General features: G+C 75.0%; 16 protein-coding genes. 3 read left to right on the forward strand and 13 right to left on the reverse strand.

Features of this window, described 5'->3' with window-relative positions; genetic code table 11:
* Window positions 1-11 precede the first annotated feature (11 nt).
* Genes AB0C59_RS15000 through AB0C59_RS15045 form a run of 10 tightly spaced genes read right to left on the reverse strand, consistent with a single transcriptional unit; the run spans window position 12 to window position 12,349 of the window.
* Complete coding sequence (locus AB0C59_RS15000) at window positions 12-938, reverse strand: hypothetical protein (RefSeq protein ID WP_363004419.1); 927 nt, start codon at window positions 936-938, stop codon at window positions 12-14.
* Window positions 932-2,761 (reverse strand): cobalamin-dependent protein, encoded by a 1,830-nt coding sequence (locus AB0C59_RS15005; RefSeq protein ID WP_363004421.1) that lies wholly within the window; start codon window positions 2,759-2,761, stop codon window positions 932-934. The genes AB0C59_RS15000 and AB0C59_RS15005 overlap by 7 nt, the downstream gene beginning before the upstream one ends.
* The gene (locus AB0C59_RS15010; protein WP_363004423.1) at window positions 2,755-4,098 is read right to left on the reverse strand and encodes an alkaline phosphatase family protein; all 1,344 of its coding nucleotides are present in this window, start codon (window positions 4,096-4,098) and stop codon (window positions 2,755-2,757) included. The genes AB0C59_RS15005 and AB0C59_RS15010 overlap by 7 nt, the downstream gene beginning before the upstream one ends.
* Entirely contained in the window at window positions 4,095-5,360 is a 1,266-nt protein-coding gene (locus tag AB0C59_RS15015) for a GTP-binding protein (RefSeq protein WP_363004425.1), read from the reverse strand. The genes AB0C59_RS15010 and AB0C59_RS15015 overlap by 4 nt, the downstream gene beginning before the upstream one ends.
* Window positions 5,361-5,370: 10 nt before the next feature.
* On the reverse strand, window positions 5,371-6,183 hold the full coding sequence (gene cysD, locus AB0C59_RS15020; RefSeq protein WP_363004427.1) for a sulfate adenylyltransferase subunit CysD: 813 nt from the start codon (window positions 6,181-6,183) through the stop codon (window positions 5,371-5,373).
* Window positions 6,152-6,829, reverse strand: a complete 678-nt coding sequence (locus AB0C59_RS15025; RefSeq protein ID WP_363004429.1) for a hypothetical protein — start codon at window positions 6,827-6,829, stop codon at window positions 6,152-6,154. Before AB0C59_RS15025 ends, cysD begins: the two co-directional genes overlap by 32 nt.
* On the reverse strand, window positions 6,826-8,208 hold the full coding sequence (locus tag AB0C59_RS15030; RefSeq protein WP_363004431.1) for an alkaline phosphatase family protein: 1,383 nt from the start codon (window positions 8,206-8,208) through the stop codon (window positions 6,826-6,828). The genes AB0C59_RS15025 and AB0C59_RS15030 overlap by 4 nt, the downstream gene beginning before the upstream one ends.
* Window positions 8,205-10,481, reverse strand: coding sequence for a beta-ketoacyl-[acyl-carrier-protein] synthase family protein (locus AB0C59_RS15035; protein WP_363004433.1), 2,277 nt, complete (start codon window positions 10,479-10,481; stop codon window positions 8,205-8,207). Before AB0C59_RS15035 ends, AB0C59_RS15030 begins: the two co-directional genes overlap by 4 nt.
* A gap of 19 nt (window positions 10,482-10,500) precedes the next feature.
* On the reverse strand, window positions 10,501-10,767 hold the full coding sequence (locus tag AB0C59_RS15040) for an acyl carrier protein (RefSeq protein WP_363004435.1): 267 nt from the start codon (window positions 10,765-10,767) through the stop codon (window positions 10,501-10,503).
* A gap of 46 nt (window positions 10,768-10,813) precedes the next feature.
* Window positions 10,814-12,349, reverse strand: a complete 1,536-nt coding sequence (locus tag AB0C59_RS15045) for an alkaline phosphatase family protein (protein ID WP_363004437.1) — start codon at window positions 12,347-12,349, stop codon at window positions 10,814-10,816.
* Window positions 12,350-12,454: 105 nt separating this feature from the next.
* Here AB0C59_RS15045 and AB0C59_RS15050 point away from each other — a divergent pair, with 105 nt between their 5' ends.
* From AB0C59_RS15050 to AB0C59_RS15060, 3 genes are read left to right on the forward strand one after another with little or no spacing between them, the layout of a single operon-like run.
* Window positions 12,455-13,138, forward strand: coding sequence for an HAD family hydrolase (locus AB0C59_RS15050; protein WP_363004439.1), 684 nt, complete (start codon window positions 12,455-12,457; stop codon window positions 13,136-13,138).
* Window positions 13,131-13,559: a type II 3-dehydroquinate dehydratase gene (locus AB0C59_RS15055; protein ID WP_363004441.1), complete on the forward strand. Its 429-nt coding sequence runs from the start codon at window positions 13,131-13,133 to the stop codon at window positions 13,557-13,559. The genes AB0C59_RS15050 and AB0C59_RS15055 overlap by 8 nt, the downstream gene beginning before the upstream one ends.
* On the forward strand, window positions 13,559-14,224 hold the full coding sequence (locus AB0C59_RS15060) for a PIG-L family deacetylase (protein WP_363004443.1): 666 nt from the start codon (window positions 13,559-13,561) through the stop codon (window positions 14,222-14,224). Before AB0C59_RS15055 ends, AB0C59_RS15060 begins: the two co-directional genes overlap by 1 nt.
* Here AB0C59_RS15060 and AB0C59_RS15065 read toward each other — a convergent pair.
* From AB0C59_RS15065 to AB0C59_RS15075, 3 genes are read right to left on the reverse strand one after another with little or no spacing between them, the layout of a single operon-like run.
* Window positions 14,200-15,048, reverse strand: a complete 849-nt coding sequence (locus tag AB0C59_RS15065; protein WP_363004445.1) for a glycosyltransferase — start codon at window positions 15,046-15,048, stop codon at window positions 14,200-14,202. The genes AB0C59_RS15060 and AB0C59_RS15065 overlap by 25 nt on opposite strands.
* Window positions 15,045-16,124: a Gfo/Idh/MocA family oxidoreductase gene (locus AB0C59_RS15070; RefSeq protein ID WP_363004447.1), complete on the reverse strand. Its 1,080-nt coding sequence runs from the start codon at window positions 16,122-16,124 to the stop codon at window positions 15,045-15,047. The genes AB0C59_RS15065 and AB0C59_RS15070 overlap by 4 nt, the downstream gene beginning before the upstream one ends.
* On the reverse strand, window positions 16,121-17,347 hold the full coding sequence (locus AB0C59_RS15075) for a DegT/DnrJ/EryC1/StrS family aminotransferase (protein ID WP_363004449.1): 1,227 nt from the start codon (window positions 17,345-17,347) through the stop codon (window positions 16,121-16,123). The genes AB0C59_RS15070 and AB0C59_RS15075 overlap by 4 nt, the downstream gene beginning before the upstream one ends.
* Between the last annotated feature and the right edge of the window lie 3 nt (window positions 17,348-17,350).

Below are 17,350 nucleotides of genomic sequence, written 5' to 3' on the forward strand. Positions count from 1 at the left end.
GGGGTTCTGGGTCATGGTGCTTTCCGATGAGGGGAAGGAACCAGATCGTGCGGGGAGGGGGCAGGGCAAGGCGCGAACGCAACCCGATCGTGGCGGGAAAAGACCGGATCCCGAGCCCCGGCGGCCGGATCCCGAGGCCCGGGCCCGGACGGGTCGTCTTCCGGGTCGTCGGCCGGGGCGGTGAGGGGGCGGTCCTGGGTGTAGGGGAGGCCCAGCCTCAGGGCGGTCTCGGCCTTGGCCAGTTCGCCGCCCAGGTAGCCCGCGTGCGCGGGGTCGCCGGTCAGTCCGTGCGCGACCGCGGCGAGGACGAGCGCGGTCGCGCTGTGACTGCGCAGTTCGTGCCCGCTCGCCAGGTCGTCGGCGTAGTGCCGCAGCACGATCCGGCCCGCCGGGCGGTCCAGCAGCACGACGAAGCAGCCGGCCCCCGCCGAGGCGATGGGCCGGACCCGGCCGGCGGCGGTCAGCCGCACCAACCGGGGTTCGCTGGCGGCCAGTTCCTCCGCGGGCACGTCCTCGCCCTCGGCCGGCCGCCGGGGCAGGGCGTCGATGGCGGCCAGCAGGGCGGCCGGGTCGTCCTGTCCGCGCAGGTCGTGCACGGCGATCCGGCGGCGGAAGGCGGCGACCACGGACGGGAGCAGGTTCGGCAGCCGGGCCCGGTGGCCGTGCGCCCCGATGATGGTGCCGTCCGGCGCGGTGCCGTGCGCGGCCAGCGCGAGCAGGCTCTGGCCGGCGTGGAACATCCGGGAGTCCGGCCCGCACACCACCAGGTGCCGGACCGCGGGGCGGGCGAGCGTGCCCCGTACGACCTCCTCGATCCCCAGGTTGGCGGTTACCAGGGGTCCCGCGACCGCCACCCTGGGATGCCCGGTCAGCCGCGCGGGCAGCGTGTGCGCGCGCAGGGTGCACACCGCGACATCGCCGTCCAGGGGGGTCACCACGTGGGGGCACCCCCGTTGTAGGAGCGGGGGGCGCCGCCGGGGGTGACCGGCGGCAGGGTGGAGCTGATGGCGGTGACGTCCGCGCCGATCCGGTGCAGCCGCATCCCGACGCGGAGCTGCTCGCCGCGGATGAGGTCGATGCGGGACCGGAACCTGCCCTCGATGTCCTCAAGTTGACGCAGCCGCTTGGCGGGGTCGAGCCGGTCGCCGAGGACGTCGTCCAGGTTCTCCATGAAGAACTCGTGGTTGCGCCGCCCCATGTCCTGGCGGGTGTCGTGCAGGAAGTCCTTGAAGTCCTGCAGGATCTCGACCGCTCCCGGAAGGCGGTGGAAGCGGCGGTAGAGCCGGGAGACGAAGGTCTGCACGACCACGTTGAACGTCTCGAACTCGAACACCGCCGACTGGTCGGTGAGCACGCCGCGCCGGTGGTAGTCCTCGTTGTTGTACAGCGAGGCGAAGTGCACGGCGAGCCGTTGGACCCGCTCGTCGCCGTAGCGGTAGTCGTAGGGGTCGAGGCTGTCGTGGTAGCGGTCGCCGAGCAGCCCGTCGTCCTCGAGCCTGCGGGCGATGGACGTGCCCGGGTACACCTCCAGCCGCTCGGTGAGGCGGCGCAGGTTGTGCCCGGCGTGCTCCCGCAGGAAGCGGGCGTTCTCGATCAGGGTCTCGACGGTCGCGTAGGGGTGGAACGGGATGAACCCCATGGCCAGGTAGATGCCGTGTTCGCGCAGCAGCCGGATGATGGTGATGTTGTCCTCGACGGTGGCGCGCTTCTCCCACAGCAGGAGTTCGTCGGGGACACCGGACTCGATGCCGACGTTGACCTTCTCCAGGCCGCTGCGGACGAGCAGGTCGAGCAGGTCGCGGTCCCCGGCCGTGTCGGCCCAGTTCTCGGCCCGCATGCAGACGTTGTAGTAGATGTCGAGCCCGCGCTCCAGGATGCCCTCGGCGATGGCGCGGACCCGCTTCTTGCCGACCCGGCCGCCGTCGGGGTCCTCGAAGGTGGAGTCGATGAAGTCGAAGGTGCGGAACCGGTGGTCGCGCACCAGCTGCTCGACCTCGTCCAGCACGTGCTCGGGGCCCACCGCGCGCCACGCCTTGCCCGCCTGGACCCGGTTGCCGAGGTTGGGGGCCGAGCAGAAGGTGCAGCGGGCGACGCAGCCGCGACTGGTGCTGACCCGGACGTACTCCAGCTTGTTGCCGTGGGCGACGAGCTGGTCGCGGGCCGGATACGGCAGCGCCTCCAGGTTGTGCACGAGGGGCCGGGCGGGGTTCTGGCGGGGCTCGCCGTCCCGGTCGCGGTAGGCGATGCCGGGGCAGTCGGCGAGGCCCTGGCCGAGCGCGAGCCGCTGCGCCAGGTCGAGGACGATGGGCTCGCCCTCGCCGACGGCGACGATGTCGGCGTACGGGTTGGCGCGCAGGACGTCCGTGCCGGTGAACGTCCCGGCGGGCCCGCCGCAGGCGATGGGCACCTCGGGCAGTTCCTTCCGCAGGGCCGCGCAGAACTCGACGCAGCTCGGCACGTTCAGGCTCATCAGCGTGAAGCACACCAGGTGGGGTGCGTAGGCGGCGATGGCGTCCACGGTCTGCCGGTGGCGGCCGTGTTCGGCCTCGCGGATCTCGCAGGAGAAGCCCGCGGCGCGCAGGGTGGCGGCCATGTAGGCGACGCCGAGGTGCTCGGGGGACATCACCAGGTCGCCGTCCAGCAGGATCACGAAGCTCACCCGGAACGCGGCCGGGTCGGTGATCCTCGGGTCGAGCGCTATCTCGAAGTGCCCCGGCTTCTCCCGGGGCTCCAGTTCGAGCTTCTTCCCAGGGGTCAGCATGGGACGTCCTCCTCGCCTCGCGGCCTGGTGACCCGTATGTCGCGGCCCTCGGTCCCGGGCGGCGGGGCGATGCCCGCGGCGGCCAGGACGGTCGGCGCCACGTCCCGCATGTGCAGGGGCTCCGTGCCGTGGTCGCCCCGGCACCAGAAGGTGGCGTCGGGCCGGGTGTGGGTGCCGGTCAGCGGGGCGTCACCGGTGAGCCGGTCGGTGGCCCACGCGCCGCGGATCTGCACGCCGGGCGCCGGCATCACGACGAGGTCGGGGGCGTCGCCCGCGCACGGCCCGGAGTAGATCCGCGGCCCGGACAGCACCTCGGCGACGACCGGCTGCCCGTCGCCGCCCTCGGTGACGCGGCCGTCCTCGGTCAGCCGCAGGGAGAGCAGCCGCTCGCCGAGTTCGGCGGGGTCGACGGCCGCCCCGCCGCGCGGGAAGCGGTCCCGGGTGTTGAGGTAGACGCGGCCGGGGTCCAGGGCGAACGCCCGGGTGCGCTCGTCGATCTCCTCCAGCGACGCCGCGTCCGAGGGCAGCGCGAGGTAGCCGGCCTGCCGGAGCCAGGCGTTCAGATAGAACTGGGTGTGCGCGGGCCCGAACCCGTGGTCGCTGGCGATGAACAGGCCGCCGTCCCCGGCGCGGTCCGCGAGCTCCGCGACGGCCTCGTCGACCGCCCGGTAGAAGTCGAGGATGCGGCCGTGCAGCCGGGCGGAGGGGTCGGTGAGCGAGCTCCACAGGAAGTGGTGGACGCGGTCGGTCTCGGTGATCACGCACACCGCGAGGTCCCAGCCGTCGGCCAGGACATGGGCGAACGCGGCGCGGCGGGCGGCGAGGGCGGCGTCCACCCGGTCCAGGAAGCCGTCCGGGTCGCCCGACACGTCGCCGACCTCGACGTCGAGCTGGTAGTCCATCGCGCGCAACGGGGCGCGCAGGGAGGGCGGATGGACGGCGCGGTCGAAGTCGGGGGCCACGAACCCGGACACCAGGGTGCCGCGCAGGGGCGGCGCGGGATAGGTGCTCGGCACGTTCATGATCACGCTGCGGCCGCCGGCGCGGTCGACCGCGTCCCACAGGGGCGGGGCCTTCAGGTCGCCGTAGTGGGGGAAGTAGGTGCGGTAGGTGCCGGGCCTGAGGTCGACGAATCCGTAGATGCCGTGTGTGCCGGGGTCGGTCCCGGTGAGGAAGCTGGCCCAGGAGGTGGAGCTGATCTCCGGGACGGGCGCGCTCATCGCGCGCAGGCTGCCCTCGGCCAGCAGTCCGGCGGTCTTCGGCATGACGCCCTGCCGTGCCAGGTCGCGCAGCAGCCAGTACGGCACACCGTCCAGCCCGATCACCATCGCGCTCATCGCCCCTCCTCCCCCGCGATCGCGTCGACGATGCCGAGGCCCAGGACGCGGGCGGCGCCGTCGGTGAGCATGAAGCGGCCCAGCGGCGCGCACACCCGTACGTCGTCGCCGTCGGCGGGGGCGTCGAGGCGGAGGGTCAGTTCGGCGACCTCGCTGAAGCGGACCGGGCCGGGGGTGGGGGTGTGCGGGGCGGGCCGGGAGCTGTCCCAGTGGCGTTCCACCCGGGCGATCGTGCCGGTCAGGTCGGCGCCGGCGCGGCGCAGGACGCAGCGGGCGCCCTCGGCGAAGCCGTCCTCGGCGGTGCACAGCACGTGCACCCGCCAGCGGTCGCCGCGCAGGGGCCTTCGGTCGCCGGGCGCGAGGATGGTTCCGGGCGCGCAGGGCGGGCCGGACAGGAGCAGTCCGATGTTGTCCCCGGCGGCGGCGCTCTCCTGGGGCGGCCGGCCGAAGCGTTCGATGCGCAGGACGGTGCGGGCGTCCTCGCCGGACGCCACGAGCCGGTCCCCGGTGCGCAGTTCACCGCTGAGCACCCGGGCCAGCACCCGGCCGCCGACGGTGTCCTGGGTCTCCACCCGGGGCGGCGCGCCGCCGTCGGCCCAGGGGGCGAGCCCGGCGAGCGTGCCGAGCAGGGGCTGCCCGGGGTACCAGGGCGACCGGGCGGTGGGAACGGTGATGTTGTCGCCGGTGATCGCGCTGACCGGGACGGCGGCGACCAGGGTGAGCCCGATCTCGTCGGCGAGCGCGGCGACCTGGTCGACGGCGGCCCGGAACTCCTTCTCCCGCCAGTCGGCCAGGTCCATCTTGGTGACGGCGCAGACGACGGCGGTGACACCCAGCAGCGCGAGGACCCGCATGTGCCGCCGGGTCTGCTCGGCGGCGCGCTCGCGCCAGTCCACCACGATCACGGCGGCCTCGGCGCGGGAGGCCCCGGTGGCCATGTTGACGAGCAGTCCGGCGTGCCCGGGCACATCGGTCAGGACGTACCTGCGGTCCTCGGTCTCCAGGACGGCGCTGGCGGTGTCGAGGGTGAACAGTCCGGCGCGTTCCTCGGTCAGCCCGTCGAGCAGGAACGCCAGCCCGCCGTCCTCCACGGGCACGGTCAGCCGGTCGGAGGTGACGCTGCCGGTGTCCAGCAGGAGACGGCCGAGCAGGGTGGACTTGCCGTGGTCCACCTCTCCCACGAACGCCACCCGCAGGGTGTCGGTGTCGCGGGGGGCGGCCTGGGGGGCCGCTCCCCCTTCGGGCAGTACGGAACGGGTCACTGGTGCCGCCTCACATGTATCCGAGGGCGCGGAGCTTCTCCATCGCCGCCGCGTCTTCCTTGTCCTGCGCCCGGCCCGCGCGCTCGCCCTCGCGGGAGCCGCGGACCTCGATGACGATGTCGGTGACCGTCCCGGCGTCGCTGCGCACCGGCGAGCAGCAGCACTCGCAGCCGATCGACCGGTACCGCAGGCCGTTGTCGGCGAAGTACAGGTCGGGGACGGGGATGTCCTCCTGGAGGACGTACTCCCAGATGTCGGTCTCCCGCCAGGGCAGCATCGGGTGGACGCGCATGTGCCCGCCCTCGTCCACGGCGGTCTGCCTGAGGTCCCAGAACTCGGCGGGCTGGTGGTGGAAGTCCCAGCCGAAGGAGCGGTCCCTGGGGCTGAAGACCCGCTCCTTGGCGCGCACCCCGTGCTCGTCGCCGCGGATACCGAGGAGCACCGCGTCGTGTCCGCCGGCCTCGATGGCCTGCTGCAGGGCGTTGGTCTTCAGGGCGGTGCAGCATGCGAGCTTGGTGCCGGCCTTCGGGCCCATCCCGGCGGCGAGCGCCTCCTCGTTGCGGTGCACCCGCAGGTCCAGGCCCCACTCCCGCGCCCAGTGGTCGCGGAACTCGTACATCTGCCGGAACTTGTAGGAGGTGTCGATGTGGATGACGGGGAAGGGGACCTCCCCGAAGAACGCCTTGCGGACCAGCCACATCAGGGTCGTCGAGTCCTTGCCCATCGACCACAGCAGGGCCGGGTTGGTGAACCGGCCGCGCACTTCGCGCAGCACCTGCACCGTCTCGTTCTCAAGGTCGCGCAGCGCCGAAGGCACCCGCATCACCCCTCTCGGAAAGCACCTCGGAAAGGACCCCGGAGAAGTCCCCGGAGAGGACCCCCACCACCAGGGGGTGGCAGCCCCGGAACCGGCCGGGGAAGCGGCCGTTCGGCTTGGTCAGGCCGATGGACAGGAAGCAGGGGCCCGCCAGGTCGGGCGGCGGGTCCTGATGCGGCGCCGGGAAGCGGCGGACCAGCCGCCGGTCCCGGACGATCCAGTCGTGCTCCGCGCCGGAGGCGTCGGTGAACTCCATCCGCAGGAACGAGCGGCCCCCGGTGGAGGGCCGCCCGTACAGCCGGCGCACCTGGACCGCCACCAGTCCGGCGCTGCGCTCGCCCGCGAACGCCGCCTCCACGCCGGCGTCGGCGCTGTCCCTCAGCAGGCGTGCGCGTGCGGCGGCGCCGAGGGCCTCACCGGCGGGCCGGGGCGGGGTGCGGACGGCGCGGTCCTCGGGGCGGGCGTCGGGCTCGGTGCTCGGGCCGAGGCCGAGGCGGACGGGCCGGAAGAACGCGTAGGGGCCCTCGGGTCCGACCTCGTCGGCCGTCACCGGCTCGGGGCGTATCCAGCGGCCGTCCGCGTCCAGGCCCGCGACACAGGCGCCGCCGTCGGTGTCGAGCGTCACCGCCAGGGGGAGGAAGGTCTCGGTCATGGCGCACCCGCCGGTGCGGGGGCGGGGCGCGGCGTGGCCTCGGTCAGGGTCGTGCCGGGCAGGTCGGGGGCGGCGTCCAGGCCGAGCATCGCGAGCAGGGTCGGCGCGATGTCCAGCGGGCGGGCGGGTCCGCCGCCCTGGGCGGTGAACGCCGCGCCCGCCCCGGCCCAGTAGGAGTCGCGCCGGTGCCAGCCGCTCTGCAGCACGCGGTTGGTGCGGCCCGACCAGAACGGGTCGCCCAGCGGCAGGTACCGCCAGTCGGCCGGGTCGAGCACGAGGTCGGGGGCGGCGTCGGCGGCCGGGCCCGTGTGCAGTTCCTCCCGGGGGACGGCACGGGCGAGCAGCGGGGTGCCGGTCGCCGGGTTGACGTGGTCCTCCAGGACGGCGGCGACCTCGGCCAGCACGCTCGCGCGGTCGGCGGGGCGTACGGTGCCCTGCCGGTAGCGGCCGGTGAGGTTGAGGTTGACGCCCTGCGCGCCCTGCACCGCCTCGAAGGCGACGGTGCGGGACCAGTCGGGCATGCCGTCCGCGCCGAGGGTCAGCAGCCCGGCCCCGGTCAACGCGTCGTTGACGGAGCGGTAGGAGCGCAGGGGCCCGAAGCCGATCTCGGAGAAGGCCAGCAGGCTGGTGCGGTCGTCGAGCCGCCGCAGCAGTTCGCCCAGCACCTGGTCGGCGAGCCGGTAGGCGCGCAGCACCGCCTGGTCGGCCTCGGGGACGGGACTGCCCGGCTCGGTCTCCTGCCAGTAGACGTGGGAGAGCCGGTCGATCGCGGTGAGGTTGAGGACGGTCAGGTCCGGACGCGGCCCGATGCGGCCGTCCAGCATGGCCAGGGCCGCGTCCGCGCGCTGCCGGTCGGCGTTCAGGACAGCGCTGACGAAGGGGTCCTTGGGGCCGCCGGTGAACCACACGGTGACGTCGTGCACCGGCCGTACGCCCTCGCGGGCCAGCAGCACCGGCAGGTCGCGGGGGTGGCAGGCGTGCACGGTGGCCCGCATCGGATAGCCGACGCAGTACCCGTCCACCGGCTCCACCGGGTGCGTGCCGAACAGGTTCACCAACGCGACGCGGTGGTCCTTCAGTTCGGGCCGCCGCCACAGGAACGGGCGGCGGCTCGCGGACCCGTCGAGCACGATGGGCCGGTAGTCGGGGGCGTGCACGTCCCAGTACGAGAAGCAGCCGTGCTCGTCGGGCGCGTACCCGGTGAACGCGCTGAACAGCCCGGGGGCCTCGTAGGGCACGAAGTCCGAGCGCAGCGGGCCGCTCGCGCCGAGCGTGCGCAGCCGGTGCAGATGGGGCAGGTGCTCGGGGCCCCACCGGTCGATCAGTTCGGGGCAGGCTCCCTCGGTGATCAGGGCGATCGCCCGGGCACGGCCGCTCACAGGTGCCTCCCGTCGGGGCTGGCCAGGCGCAGCGCGGCGGCCGAGCCGCCCGGCGCGACGGCGGACACGATCGCGGCGGCCCCGGGTTCGACGGTGACCCGGGCGACCGCCGCGACGGCGGCCAGCAGCGGGCCCGCGGCCTGTGCGCCGCCGAGCGCCTCCGCCCGGAACCCGGAGGCGATCAGCTTCACCTCGCCGGTGTCCGACAGGTTGCCGCCGCCCAGGTGGTACGACAGATGCGGCTGGTCCACGCTGCCGGTGCCGACGGCCGTCAGACAGCGGGCCAGCGCGCCGGCCGCCGCGTCGGTCCGGTCCGGCGCCAGCGGCTCCGACCAGCTCGCGGCGCCGGTGACGACCGCGCGCACGGTGGCGCCGCGCTCGCGCGCGCCGGCGGGGCGCTCCAGCACCACACAGGCCGCGCTGTCCACCGGTTCGAGGGCCGCGCGTCCCCGGCGGCGGGCCAGCAGCCGCGCCGTGGCGCGCATCGGGACGTCGCCCGCGTCGGCGCCGCCCGCGACCACCAGGTCGCAGACGTCGGCCGCCAGCAGCGCCCGGCCGATCTCGACCGCCTGCAACGCGGCGATCGGCCCACTGATCAGGGTGATCATCGGACCGGTGATGCCGGCGGCCCGGCACACCAGGGTCGCGGCGAGCTGCGGCCCGTGGTCCAGGGACATCGACGGGGTGATCCGCGTCGGGTCGGTCGACAGATGCGGGCACAGGGTCTCGGCCATCGCGCTCAGCCCGCCGACGGCGGTGCCCATCACGACCGCCACCCGGCGTCCGGTGAGCGGCCCCTCGGCGGGCAGCGGCACGGCGACTCCCGCGTCCGCCAGCGCCTGCGCCGCCGCGCCGAAGCCGAGCTGCGCGCAGCGGCTGAGGTAGTGGTAGCCCTGCGAACGGTCGATGTGGTCGAGGACCGAGAACGGGCGCTGCCGTTCGGGCGCCGTGTTGGGGCCGTAGGCGGCCTCCAGGGCGCCGGGCCCGTCACCGAGCCTGCTGACCGCGCCGGTTCCGGTCACCACCACGTCGGGGACCGGCTGTGCGGCGCTGTCGCCGGCCGGGGCGTGGTCCTCGCGGCACAGCGCGAGGACGGCGTTGGTGCCGCCGCCGCCCAGGGAGTTGGACACCGCCGCGCGGATCCGCTGGGGGCGTCCGCGTAGCGGGACGTAGTCGAGGGTGAGCGCGGGATCGATCCGGTCCAGCTTCGCGGTCGGGTGCACCCACTGCTCGCGCAGGCAGTACACGGTGGCGATCGCCTCGATGATCGGGGACGCGGCGGCCAGGTGTCCGACGAGCGACTTGGTGCTGCTGATCGGGACCTGGCCCGCCCGCTCGCCGAACACCAGCCGTGCCGAGGCGGTCTCCAGGCGGTCGATCAGCGGGGTCCCGGTGCCGTGCGCGTTGAAGTAGTCGATCTCCTGCGGGGTGAGCCCCGCGTCGGCCAGGGCCAGCCGGACCGCCTCGGCGTTGGACGCGCCGTCCTCCGGGGGGATGATCGCGTGCGGGTTGTCGTCGCAGGTGACGGCCCAGCCCGCGAGCCGGGCCAGCGGTGTGCCGCCGCGGGCCGCCACGTCGGCGGCGCGCTCCAGCACCAGGGCCCCGGCCCCGTCGCCGAGGACGCTGCCGTCCCGGTCGGCGTGGAAGGGGCGCAGGTCGTGGCCCACGAACCCGGCGCGCTCGGCGCCCCAGTAGGAGGTCGCCTTCAGATGGTCGGCGCCGACCACGACGGCCCGGTCCACGGTGCCCTGACGCAGCGCCAGCAGGGCCGTCGCGGTCGCGATCGTCCCGGACGCGCAGGCGTTCGTCGCCACGTAGCGGGGTCCCGCGATGTCGAGCCGGTGCGCCAGCACGTCGGCGAGCACTCCGATCGGGAACCGCACCATCGCCTCGGCGAGTTCGTCGTCCATCCCCGGGTCGGCGCCGCTCTCCAGCGCCCGGCGGGCGGCCAGGAAGTCGTCCCAGCGGTCCTCCAGCGCCCGGTTCTCGCCGCCGGTCGTGCCCACGTAGAGGCCGGTGACGCCCCGGGCGGGTCCGCCCGCCTGCTCCAGCGCCTCCCGGGCGGCGTCCACGGCCATGCCGGACAGCCGCCAGGTGCCCGCACGCCGCGGGTCCTCGATCTGGGCCGAGCGGTCCTTGCCGCGCGCGACCGCGATGCCGCGCAGCGCGTGCAGGCCCGACTCGCCCGCGCGCAGCGCGTCGAACAGCGCGGGGCAGCCGTCGCCGAACACGGTGACCGCGCCCATACCAGTGATGACCACCGGACAGCTCATGCTCGTCGCCTCCCGTCCGTCAGTCCCGGGCGACGGCGGTCTCGGCCACCCGCTCGTCCACGTAGGCGGCGAGCGTGTCGAGCGAGTCGACCAGGTGGACGCTGAGGTCCTCGTCCTTGATCTGGATGCCGAACTCGTTCTCCACCCAGATGAGGAACTCCAGGCCCATCACCGAGTCGATGCCGACCTTGTTGCGCAGGTCGGTGTCGGGTATCGCCTCGGGGGCGAGGTCGAGCCGCAGCGATTCCACCATCACGCGGCGCAGACGGTCCTTGGTGTCGTTCATCAGCTCTCCGTAGGGGTGTGAGCCGGCTTCAGGGGGCCGGATGTCGTCACAGGTAGCCCATGGCGCCGAGCGCCTTGGCGGTCAGGTCCTCCTCGCTGAGCCGCGCCTGTCCGCCGGGCGCGGGGGCGGTGGGAGCGGTCGGCTCGGGGGCGAGGAAGGAGCGGCCCTCGTCCGAGCCCTCCCACTGCACCGGGCGGCCGTGGACGTCGGCCGGGAAGCGGAGTCCGGCCTCCGTGAGCAGGGTGGGCATCAGGTCGGCGAGGGCGACGGGCGTGCCGCGCCGGCCGGGTGGGAGGCTGCGCCCGCGCAGTGCCCACATCCCCAGGTAGCGGTGCATGCCGGTCTGTTCGCTCGGCCGCCACAGGGGGCCCGTGATCGCGGGGCTCGCGAGCACGCCCTCGTCGGCGGGGACGAGCAGGAGGTCGGGGGCCGTGCGGGTCATCGGGCCCGGGTAGGCGTCCTCGCGCGGCAGGGCGGCGGCGAAGACGGCCTCGCCGGTGTCGGGAGCGCGCAGCCCGAGCAGCAGGTCGGCGACCTCGGCGAGCACGGGAGCGGGGTCGGTCACGAAGCCGTCGCGCTGGCGGCCCGCGCGGTTGACGTTGACGGCGTAGCAGCCGGGCGTCGGCATGTAGGCACGGGTGCGGGTGAAGTCCACCTCGCGGCCGTCGGCCCGGAACCAGGGCGCGAGGCCGTCGCCGGCGGCGGGCGACGCGGCGGCGGGGCGGGTGGCGAGCAGTCCGGCCTCGGCGAGCACGGCGTTGACGGCGAGGTTGTGGCGGCCGGGTCCGAACCCGTGGTCCGACAGCAGCAGGACGGGCGTCGCATCGCCCACCACGTCGAGGATCTCGCCGAACACCTCGTCGATCGCGATGTAGGTGGCGCGGATCGCGTCGGCCCACTCCTTGTGGTCGGGGACCGTGTGGCGGTCGTGGCAGGCGTCGGCGAAGTGCCAGTAGTGATGGCAGACGCGGTCGATCTCGGTGACGACCGCCATGAGGACGTCGACCGGGTGTTCGCGCAGCAGGTACTGGATCGTCCGGCCGCGGGCCCTCACGTGCTCGACGGCGAACTCGGCGTAGGACAGGTCGCCCTGGAACATCGCGGCGATGTCGGCCCTGAAGCCGGCCCCCGCCCGCGCCAGTTCGCCGAGCAGGCCGGGCGGTCGGCTGTAGCGCAGGGTCCGCGCCAGCGGCCAGGTCAGCTGGTAGCCGGGGACGTCGCGGGGCGGGTGGGACATCGGCACGTTCACCAGGCCGACGCTCCAGCCCTGCCGGGCGAACCACTCCCAGCCGGTGTCGCATCCGTAGTCGCCGGTGCCGACCAGGCGGTCCCCGTAGCCGGGGTCCTGGGTGTCGAAGAACTGGTAGATGCCGTGGCCGCCGGGGCGGCGCGCGGTGGCGAACGTGCTCCAGCCGGGCGCGGTGTGCGCGGGCCAGGTCGTGGTGGTCGGGCCGTGCGCGCTGTCGGCGAGCAGCCGCCGGAGCACCGGCAGCGCGCCCTCGGCCACCAGTGGCTCGATCAGGTCGAGGCTGCCCCCGTCTATCCCGAGCACGACGGCCTTGGGTGGTGCGGTGTGCGGCATGGTCGCTCCCCCTGCTCGCGGCGTGGCAGCAACCGTATGCAGGGTCAAAACTAAAGTCAAACAATTTCATTGACTTTCGTCATCATTCTCCCGATCATCGAGGTCATGAGCCTCCCCTCCGCTGTCGTCTTCGACCTGGACGGCGTCCTGCTCGACACCACCGAGAACATGCGCCGCGCGTTCGCCGCCACCTGGCGGGCGGCCGGACGACCGGGGGATCCGCCGTTCGACCGCTTCCTGGACCACATGGGCGCGCCCCTGCCCCGGATCCTCGGTGCACTCGGCCTGGCCCCCGAGCTGGCGGCGGTCTACACGGCCGAGAGCACCCGCCACATCACCCTGGTCGCCCCGCACCCGGGGGTCCTCGACGTGCTGGCGGCGCTCGCCTCGGCCGGGGTGGCGACGGCTGTCGCCACCGGGAAGTCGCACGAACGCGCCCTGCAGGCGCTCACCGCGACCGGACTCGCCCCCCATCTGGACGCCGTGATCGGCAGCGACCAGGTGGCGCGGCCCAAGCCCGACCCGGAGATCGTCCTGACCGCGCTCGCCGCGCTGCCCGGTGGCCCCGACCCGGCAGGGGCGTTCTTCGTCGGCGACAGCGTGCTGGACATGCGCTCCGGCCGGGCCGCGGGCGTCGGCGTGGTCGCGGCGGGCTGGGGTCAGACCGATCCGGGGACACTGCGTGCCGAGGGCCCCGGGCACTACGCCGAGACCGCCTGGGACCTGCTTACCGTGTTCGGTCTGTCCCCCGCGCCGCGGGAGTCCTCGCACGGGGGCCGCGGTGTCTGAACTGCTGCTGCTCAACGGCCCCAACCTGGCCCAGCTCGGCCGGCGCCGCCCCGAGATCTACGGCACCACCACGCTCGCCGAGATCGAGGAGATGGTCCGCGAGGCGGTCCCCGGGCACACCGTGCGCGCGGTGCAGGACGAGTGCGAGGGGGCGCTGGTGCGCGCCGTGCACGCCGCCGCCGACTGCGCGGGCGCCATCGTCAACCCGGGCGCGCTGATGATGGCCGGCTGGAGCCTGCGGGACGCGCTGGAGAGCTTCCCCGCACCGTGGATCGAGGTCCATCTGTCGAACGTGTGGGCCCGCGAGGAGTTCCGGCACCGGTCGGTGCTGTCCCCGCTGGCCTCGGGCGTCGTCGCGGGCCTCGGCGCCGACGGGTACCGGCTGGCGGCCCTCGCGCTGCGGGCCAGGATCGACGGCTGATGCGCCGGGTCGTGGTGAGCCCGCACCCCGACGACGCCGTGTGGTCCTGCGGGGGGATGTTCGGCACCTGGACGACGGGCGGGGACACGCTCGTCGTGGTCACCGTCTTCGACGACGGACCCCAGGCCGCCGTACGCCGCGCCGAGGACGCCGCCGCGCTCGCCGCCTGGCCGCTCTCGGCGGTCGGCCTCGGCTTCCCCGAGGCAGTCCACCGCGGGAGCCTGTATCCCGGACCGCTGGCCCGCCGGCGCGCCGTGCACCCCGACGACGCGGGGACGGCCGAGGCGGTCGCGGACGCGCTGGCACCGCGGCTGCGCGACGCCGACCTGCTGCTGCTCCCGCTGGCCGAACGCACCCATGTGGACCACGCTCTCGCCCGGTCGGCCGCCGAGCGCGCGGCGGCGGGCGGCGCGGCCCGGATCGCCTACTACGCCGAGTTCCCCTACGGCCCCCCGCGCGCGGCGCTGCCCCGGCTGGCGGTCACCGAGCACCGGGCCGACTTCTCCGCCTGGCTGCGCGGCTCCCTCGCCTACCGGTCCCAGGTGAACGGGATGTTCGGCGGGCCGCTGGGCTTCACCCGGACCCTGGCCCGGCACACCCGCACCCCGGCGGTGTGGCGTGAGCACCGCCCGAGCCCCGCTCAGGGCGTGACGGCGGCGAAGTAGGCGGCCGGACTCCCCGTCAGCAGCAGCGGCAGGGCGCGCACCCCGGCGCTGTCGTGCAGGGCGGCGAACCGGGCGTGGCTGGCGTCGTGCTGCTCCCAGCGGTCGGGGCGGGCGTGGGTGAGGTGGACGCCGGCGGCGGCCCGGTCCACCGTGGGCCGGTGCCCCGCCGCCAGCAGCCGTACGCCCAACTCCAGGTCCTCGCAGCCCCAGCGGGTGCCGAAGCCCTCGTCGAACCCGCCCACCCGCTCGAACACCGCCCGCGCCATCGACACGTTGGCGCCCACGCAGGCCAACCAGCCCAGATGGTCGGGGGCCGTGCCGTCGGCCACGGCCAGCACGGCGGCCTCCAGGTTGTTGCGGACCAGCCGCCGCCCCCCGCCCAGCACGGCCCGCGTCGCGTCCGGGCCGGCCTCGGCGCTCTCGCTCTCCAACCAGCGCCGGGCGCCGGGGAACTCCAGCAGGGGGCCGTGGACGAAGCCGGGCCCGGTGCCGTGGGCGGCGTGCGCGGCGAGGAAGCCGGGGCCGGTGAGGATGTCGTCGTCCACGAACAGCAGGCGCGTGCCCAGGGCCGCGCGCGCACCGGTGTTGCGCGCGGCGGCCCGGCCCCGGTGGGGCCCCTCGACGACCCGGACCGGCGCGCCCGCCGGGACGGTCACGGGGGTGTCGCCGTCGTCCACGACGACGATCTCCACCGCGGCCGGCCCGCCGTCCGCCGCGTCGGCCAGCAGGCACGCCAGGGTCGCGCGCAGCGGGCGGGGCTTGTCCTTCGACGGGACGACGACGCTCAGCCCGCCGCCCGGGCCCGCTGCGCCGAGCCCGCTCATACGACCGTGCCCGCGGGCAGGAGCAGGGGGCGTCCCGCGGCCCGGTAGGCGGCCTCCAGCAGGTCCAGCACGGCGGCGGACTCGGCCAGTTCCGCCTCCCAGTCGAGCCGGCCCGACGCGAAGGCGACGATCGCCTCCAGCTGCGCGTCGTACTCCTGCCCGACCGCGTCCGGCAGGACGACCCGACGGTAGGAGTGGGCGTTCCAGGCGGTCAGGGCGGGCACGGCCACCCGGTTCGGGCTGAAACCGAACGTGCCCGTCAGCTCCCGGTGTTCACCGCCGCCCGTCACGGCGAAGCGCGTGGTGTCGACGGCGGCCTCGCTCTCCCAGGCCGCCCGTAGCAGCAGCCGCGCGCCGCCCTCGAACGCGGCGCTCAGCGTGCCGTCCACCTCGACGTCCACCGCACCGGGCCCGACGCCGTCCCCACGCCAGGCGGCACGCCCGGGAACGTACGGGCCGCCCCGCTCGGCGCGCTCCCCCGCCGAGTCCGCCGAACCCTCCGGCACGCGCAGGCGCGCCGTCACCGAGGTGAGCCGGGGGCGGCCGAGCAGCCCGAGCGCCACGTCCGCCAGATGCCAGCCGAGGTCGAGCAGCGCTCCCCCGCCCGCCCGCGCGCGCCCGGTGAACCAGGAGCCGGGGCGCGGCACCCCGTCCGCGCGCAGCCAGCTCGCCCTGACGGTCAGCGGCCCCGCCGGAGTCGAGTCGGCGAGCCGCCGCACGTCCTCGCGGCGCACGGCGGCCCGGCTGACCAGCAGCCCGCTCCCGCGCGCCTGTTCGGCCAGCGTGTCGAACTCCGTGCGGCTCAGGCACAGCGGCTTCTCCACCACCACGGGGATCCCTCGCTCCAGGGCGGCCGAGGCCAGCGCGGCATGGGTGTGGTTGGGCGTGCCGACCACGACGACGTCGGGGCGCGCCTCCCAGAATCCGCTCCAGGACGCCGCCGAGGGGACGTCGGCGGCCTCCGGATCGTGCACGGCCGCCAGTTCCAGGCGCGGATGGGAGCGGACGCGCGGCAGCCAGACGGTCCGGTTGACCCAGCCGTGGCCGAGCAGGCCCACCCGCAGCGCAGCGGTCACCGGGTCGCCGCGCCGGGGCCGACCCGCGCGACCAGCGCGGCGATCACCTCGGCCACGCGCTCGACCACGTGCGGGCGGGCGAGCAGCACCCGGTGGTGGATCCACAGGCCGTGCTCGCCCAGGTCCTCCGACACCGCGCACCGCCGCGCCAGCTCCGGCGCGGGGGTCGAGGGGACCGGGCCCGCCTGGAAGGACCGGGTGCGGTAGACGGGCGGGAAGTTCACGCACGCCGGGACGCCCGCCGCCGTCAGCTCCTCGACGAGCGTGTCGCGCGCCGCCCGTCCCGCCGCGGGGTCGAGGGCCAGCAGGTACATGTAGTGCGGGTCGACCTCCAGGCGCGGGTCGCGGGCCTGGACGCGCACACCGGGCACGTCGGCCAGCAGCTCGTCGAGTTGGGCGGCGCGCTGCTCCCGGATCCGGGTGTGTTCGGCCAGGCGCGCGAGCTGCGCGCGCAGGATCGCCGCCGTGAACTCGCTGACGCGGTAGTTGGAGCCGGCCGTCATGTGCTGGTAGGTGAGGTCCCCGCGCGGCCTGCCGCAGGTGTGCATCAGATACGCCTGCTCGTACGTCTTCTCGTCGGGCAGCGTCAGCGCCCCGCCCTCGCCCGCGGTCATCAGCTTGCCGTTCTGGAAGCTGTAGCAGGCCACGGTGGGGAACGCGCCGACCGGCGTCCCGTCCCACACCGCGCCCTGGGCGTGCGCGGCGTCCTGGACGATCGCCAGGCCGTGCTCGGCGGCCAGGTCCGCGAGGGAGCCCATGTCGACCAGGTGGCCCGCCATGTGGACGGGGATGATCGCGCGGGTCGCCGGGGTCAGCGCGGCGCGCACGGCGTCGGCGGTCAGGCACCAGGTGGCGGGGTCCACGTCCGCGGGGACGGGTGTGGCGCCGACGTTCTGCACGGCGAGCGAGGTGCTGATGAAGGTGAACGCGGGCACCACGACCTCGTCGCCGCGCCCTATGCCGTGCAGCCTGAGCGCCAGTTCGAGCGCGGCGGTGCCGTTGGTGACGGCGAGCGCGTACGGCGCGCCGTTGTAGGCGGCGAACTCCCGCTCGAAGTCCTCGTTCTCGGTGCCGGCCGCACGCCACCACTGCCCCTGCGCGAGGACGCGGTCCAGCGCCGCGCGCTCCGTGTGGTCGTGCTGGGGCCAGGGCGGCAGGTCGTCGGGGGCGATCGCACCGGCCGGTGCCGGGGCCGGGGGCAGGGCTGTCGGGTCGGGTGTCACGTC

Origin of the sequence: Streptomyces sp. NPDC048664 (assembly GCF_040650555.1) — a bacterium.
Lineage (GTDB): Bacteria > Actinomycetota > Actinomycetes > Streptomycetales > Streptomycetaceae > Streptomyces.

Coding starts and splice junctions, on each gene's coding strand:
- AB0C59_RS15005 (WP_363004421.1), bottom strand. CDS start 2,761: ATGCTGACCCCTGGGAAGAAGCTCGAACTGGAGCCCCGGGAGAAGCCG.
- AB0C59_RS15010 (WP_363004423.1), bottom strand. CDS start 4,098: ATGAGCGCGATGGTGATCGGGCTGGACGGTGTGCCGTACTGGCTGCTG.
- cysD (WP_363004427.1), bottom strand. CDS start 6,183: ATGCGGGTGCCTTCGGCGCTGCGCGACCTTGAGAACGAGACGGTGCAG.
- AB0C59_RS15025 (WP_363004429.1), bottom strand. CDS start 6,829: ATGACCGAGACCTTCCTCCCCCTGGCGGTGACGCTCGACACCGACGGC.
- AB0C59_RS15035 (WP_363004433.1), bottom strand. CDS start 10,481: ATGAGCTGTCCGGTGGTCATCACTGGTATGGGCGCGGTCACCGTGTTC.
- AB0C59_RS15040 (WP_363004435.1), bottom strand. CDS start 10,767: ATGAACGACACCAAGGACCGTCTGCGCCGCGTGATGGTGGAATCGCTG.
- AB0C59_RS15045 (WP_363004437.1), bottom strand. CDS start 12,349: ATGCCGCACACCGCACCACCCAAGGCCGTCGTGCTCGGGATAGACGGG.
- AB0C59_RS15050 (WP_363004439.1), top strand. CDS start 12,455: ATGAGCCTCCCCTCCGCTGTCGTCTTCGACCTGGACGGCGTCCTGCTC.
- AB0C59_RS15060 (WP_363004443.1), top strand. CDS start 13,559: ATGCGCCGGGTCGTGGTGAGCCCGCACCCCGACGACGCCGTGTGGTCC.
- AB0C59_RS15065 (WP_363004445.1), bottom strand. CDS start 15,048: ATGAGCGGGCTCGGCGCAGCGGGCCCGGGCGGCGGGCTGAGCGTCGTC.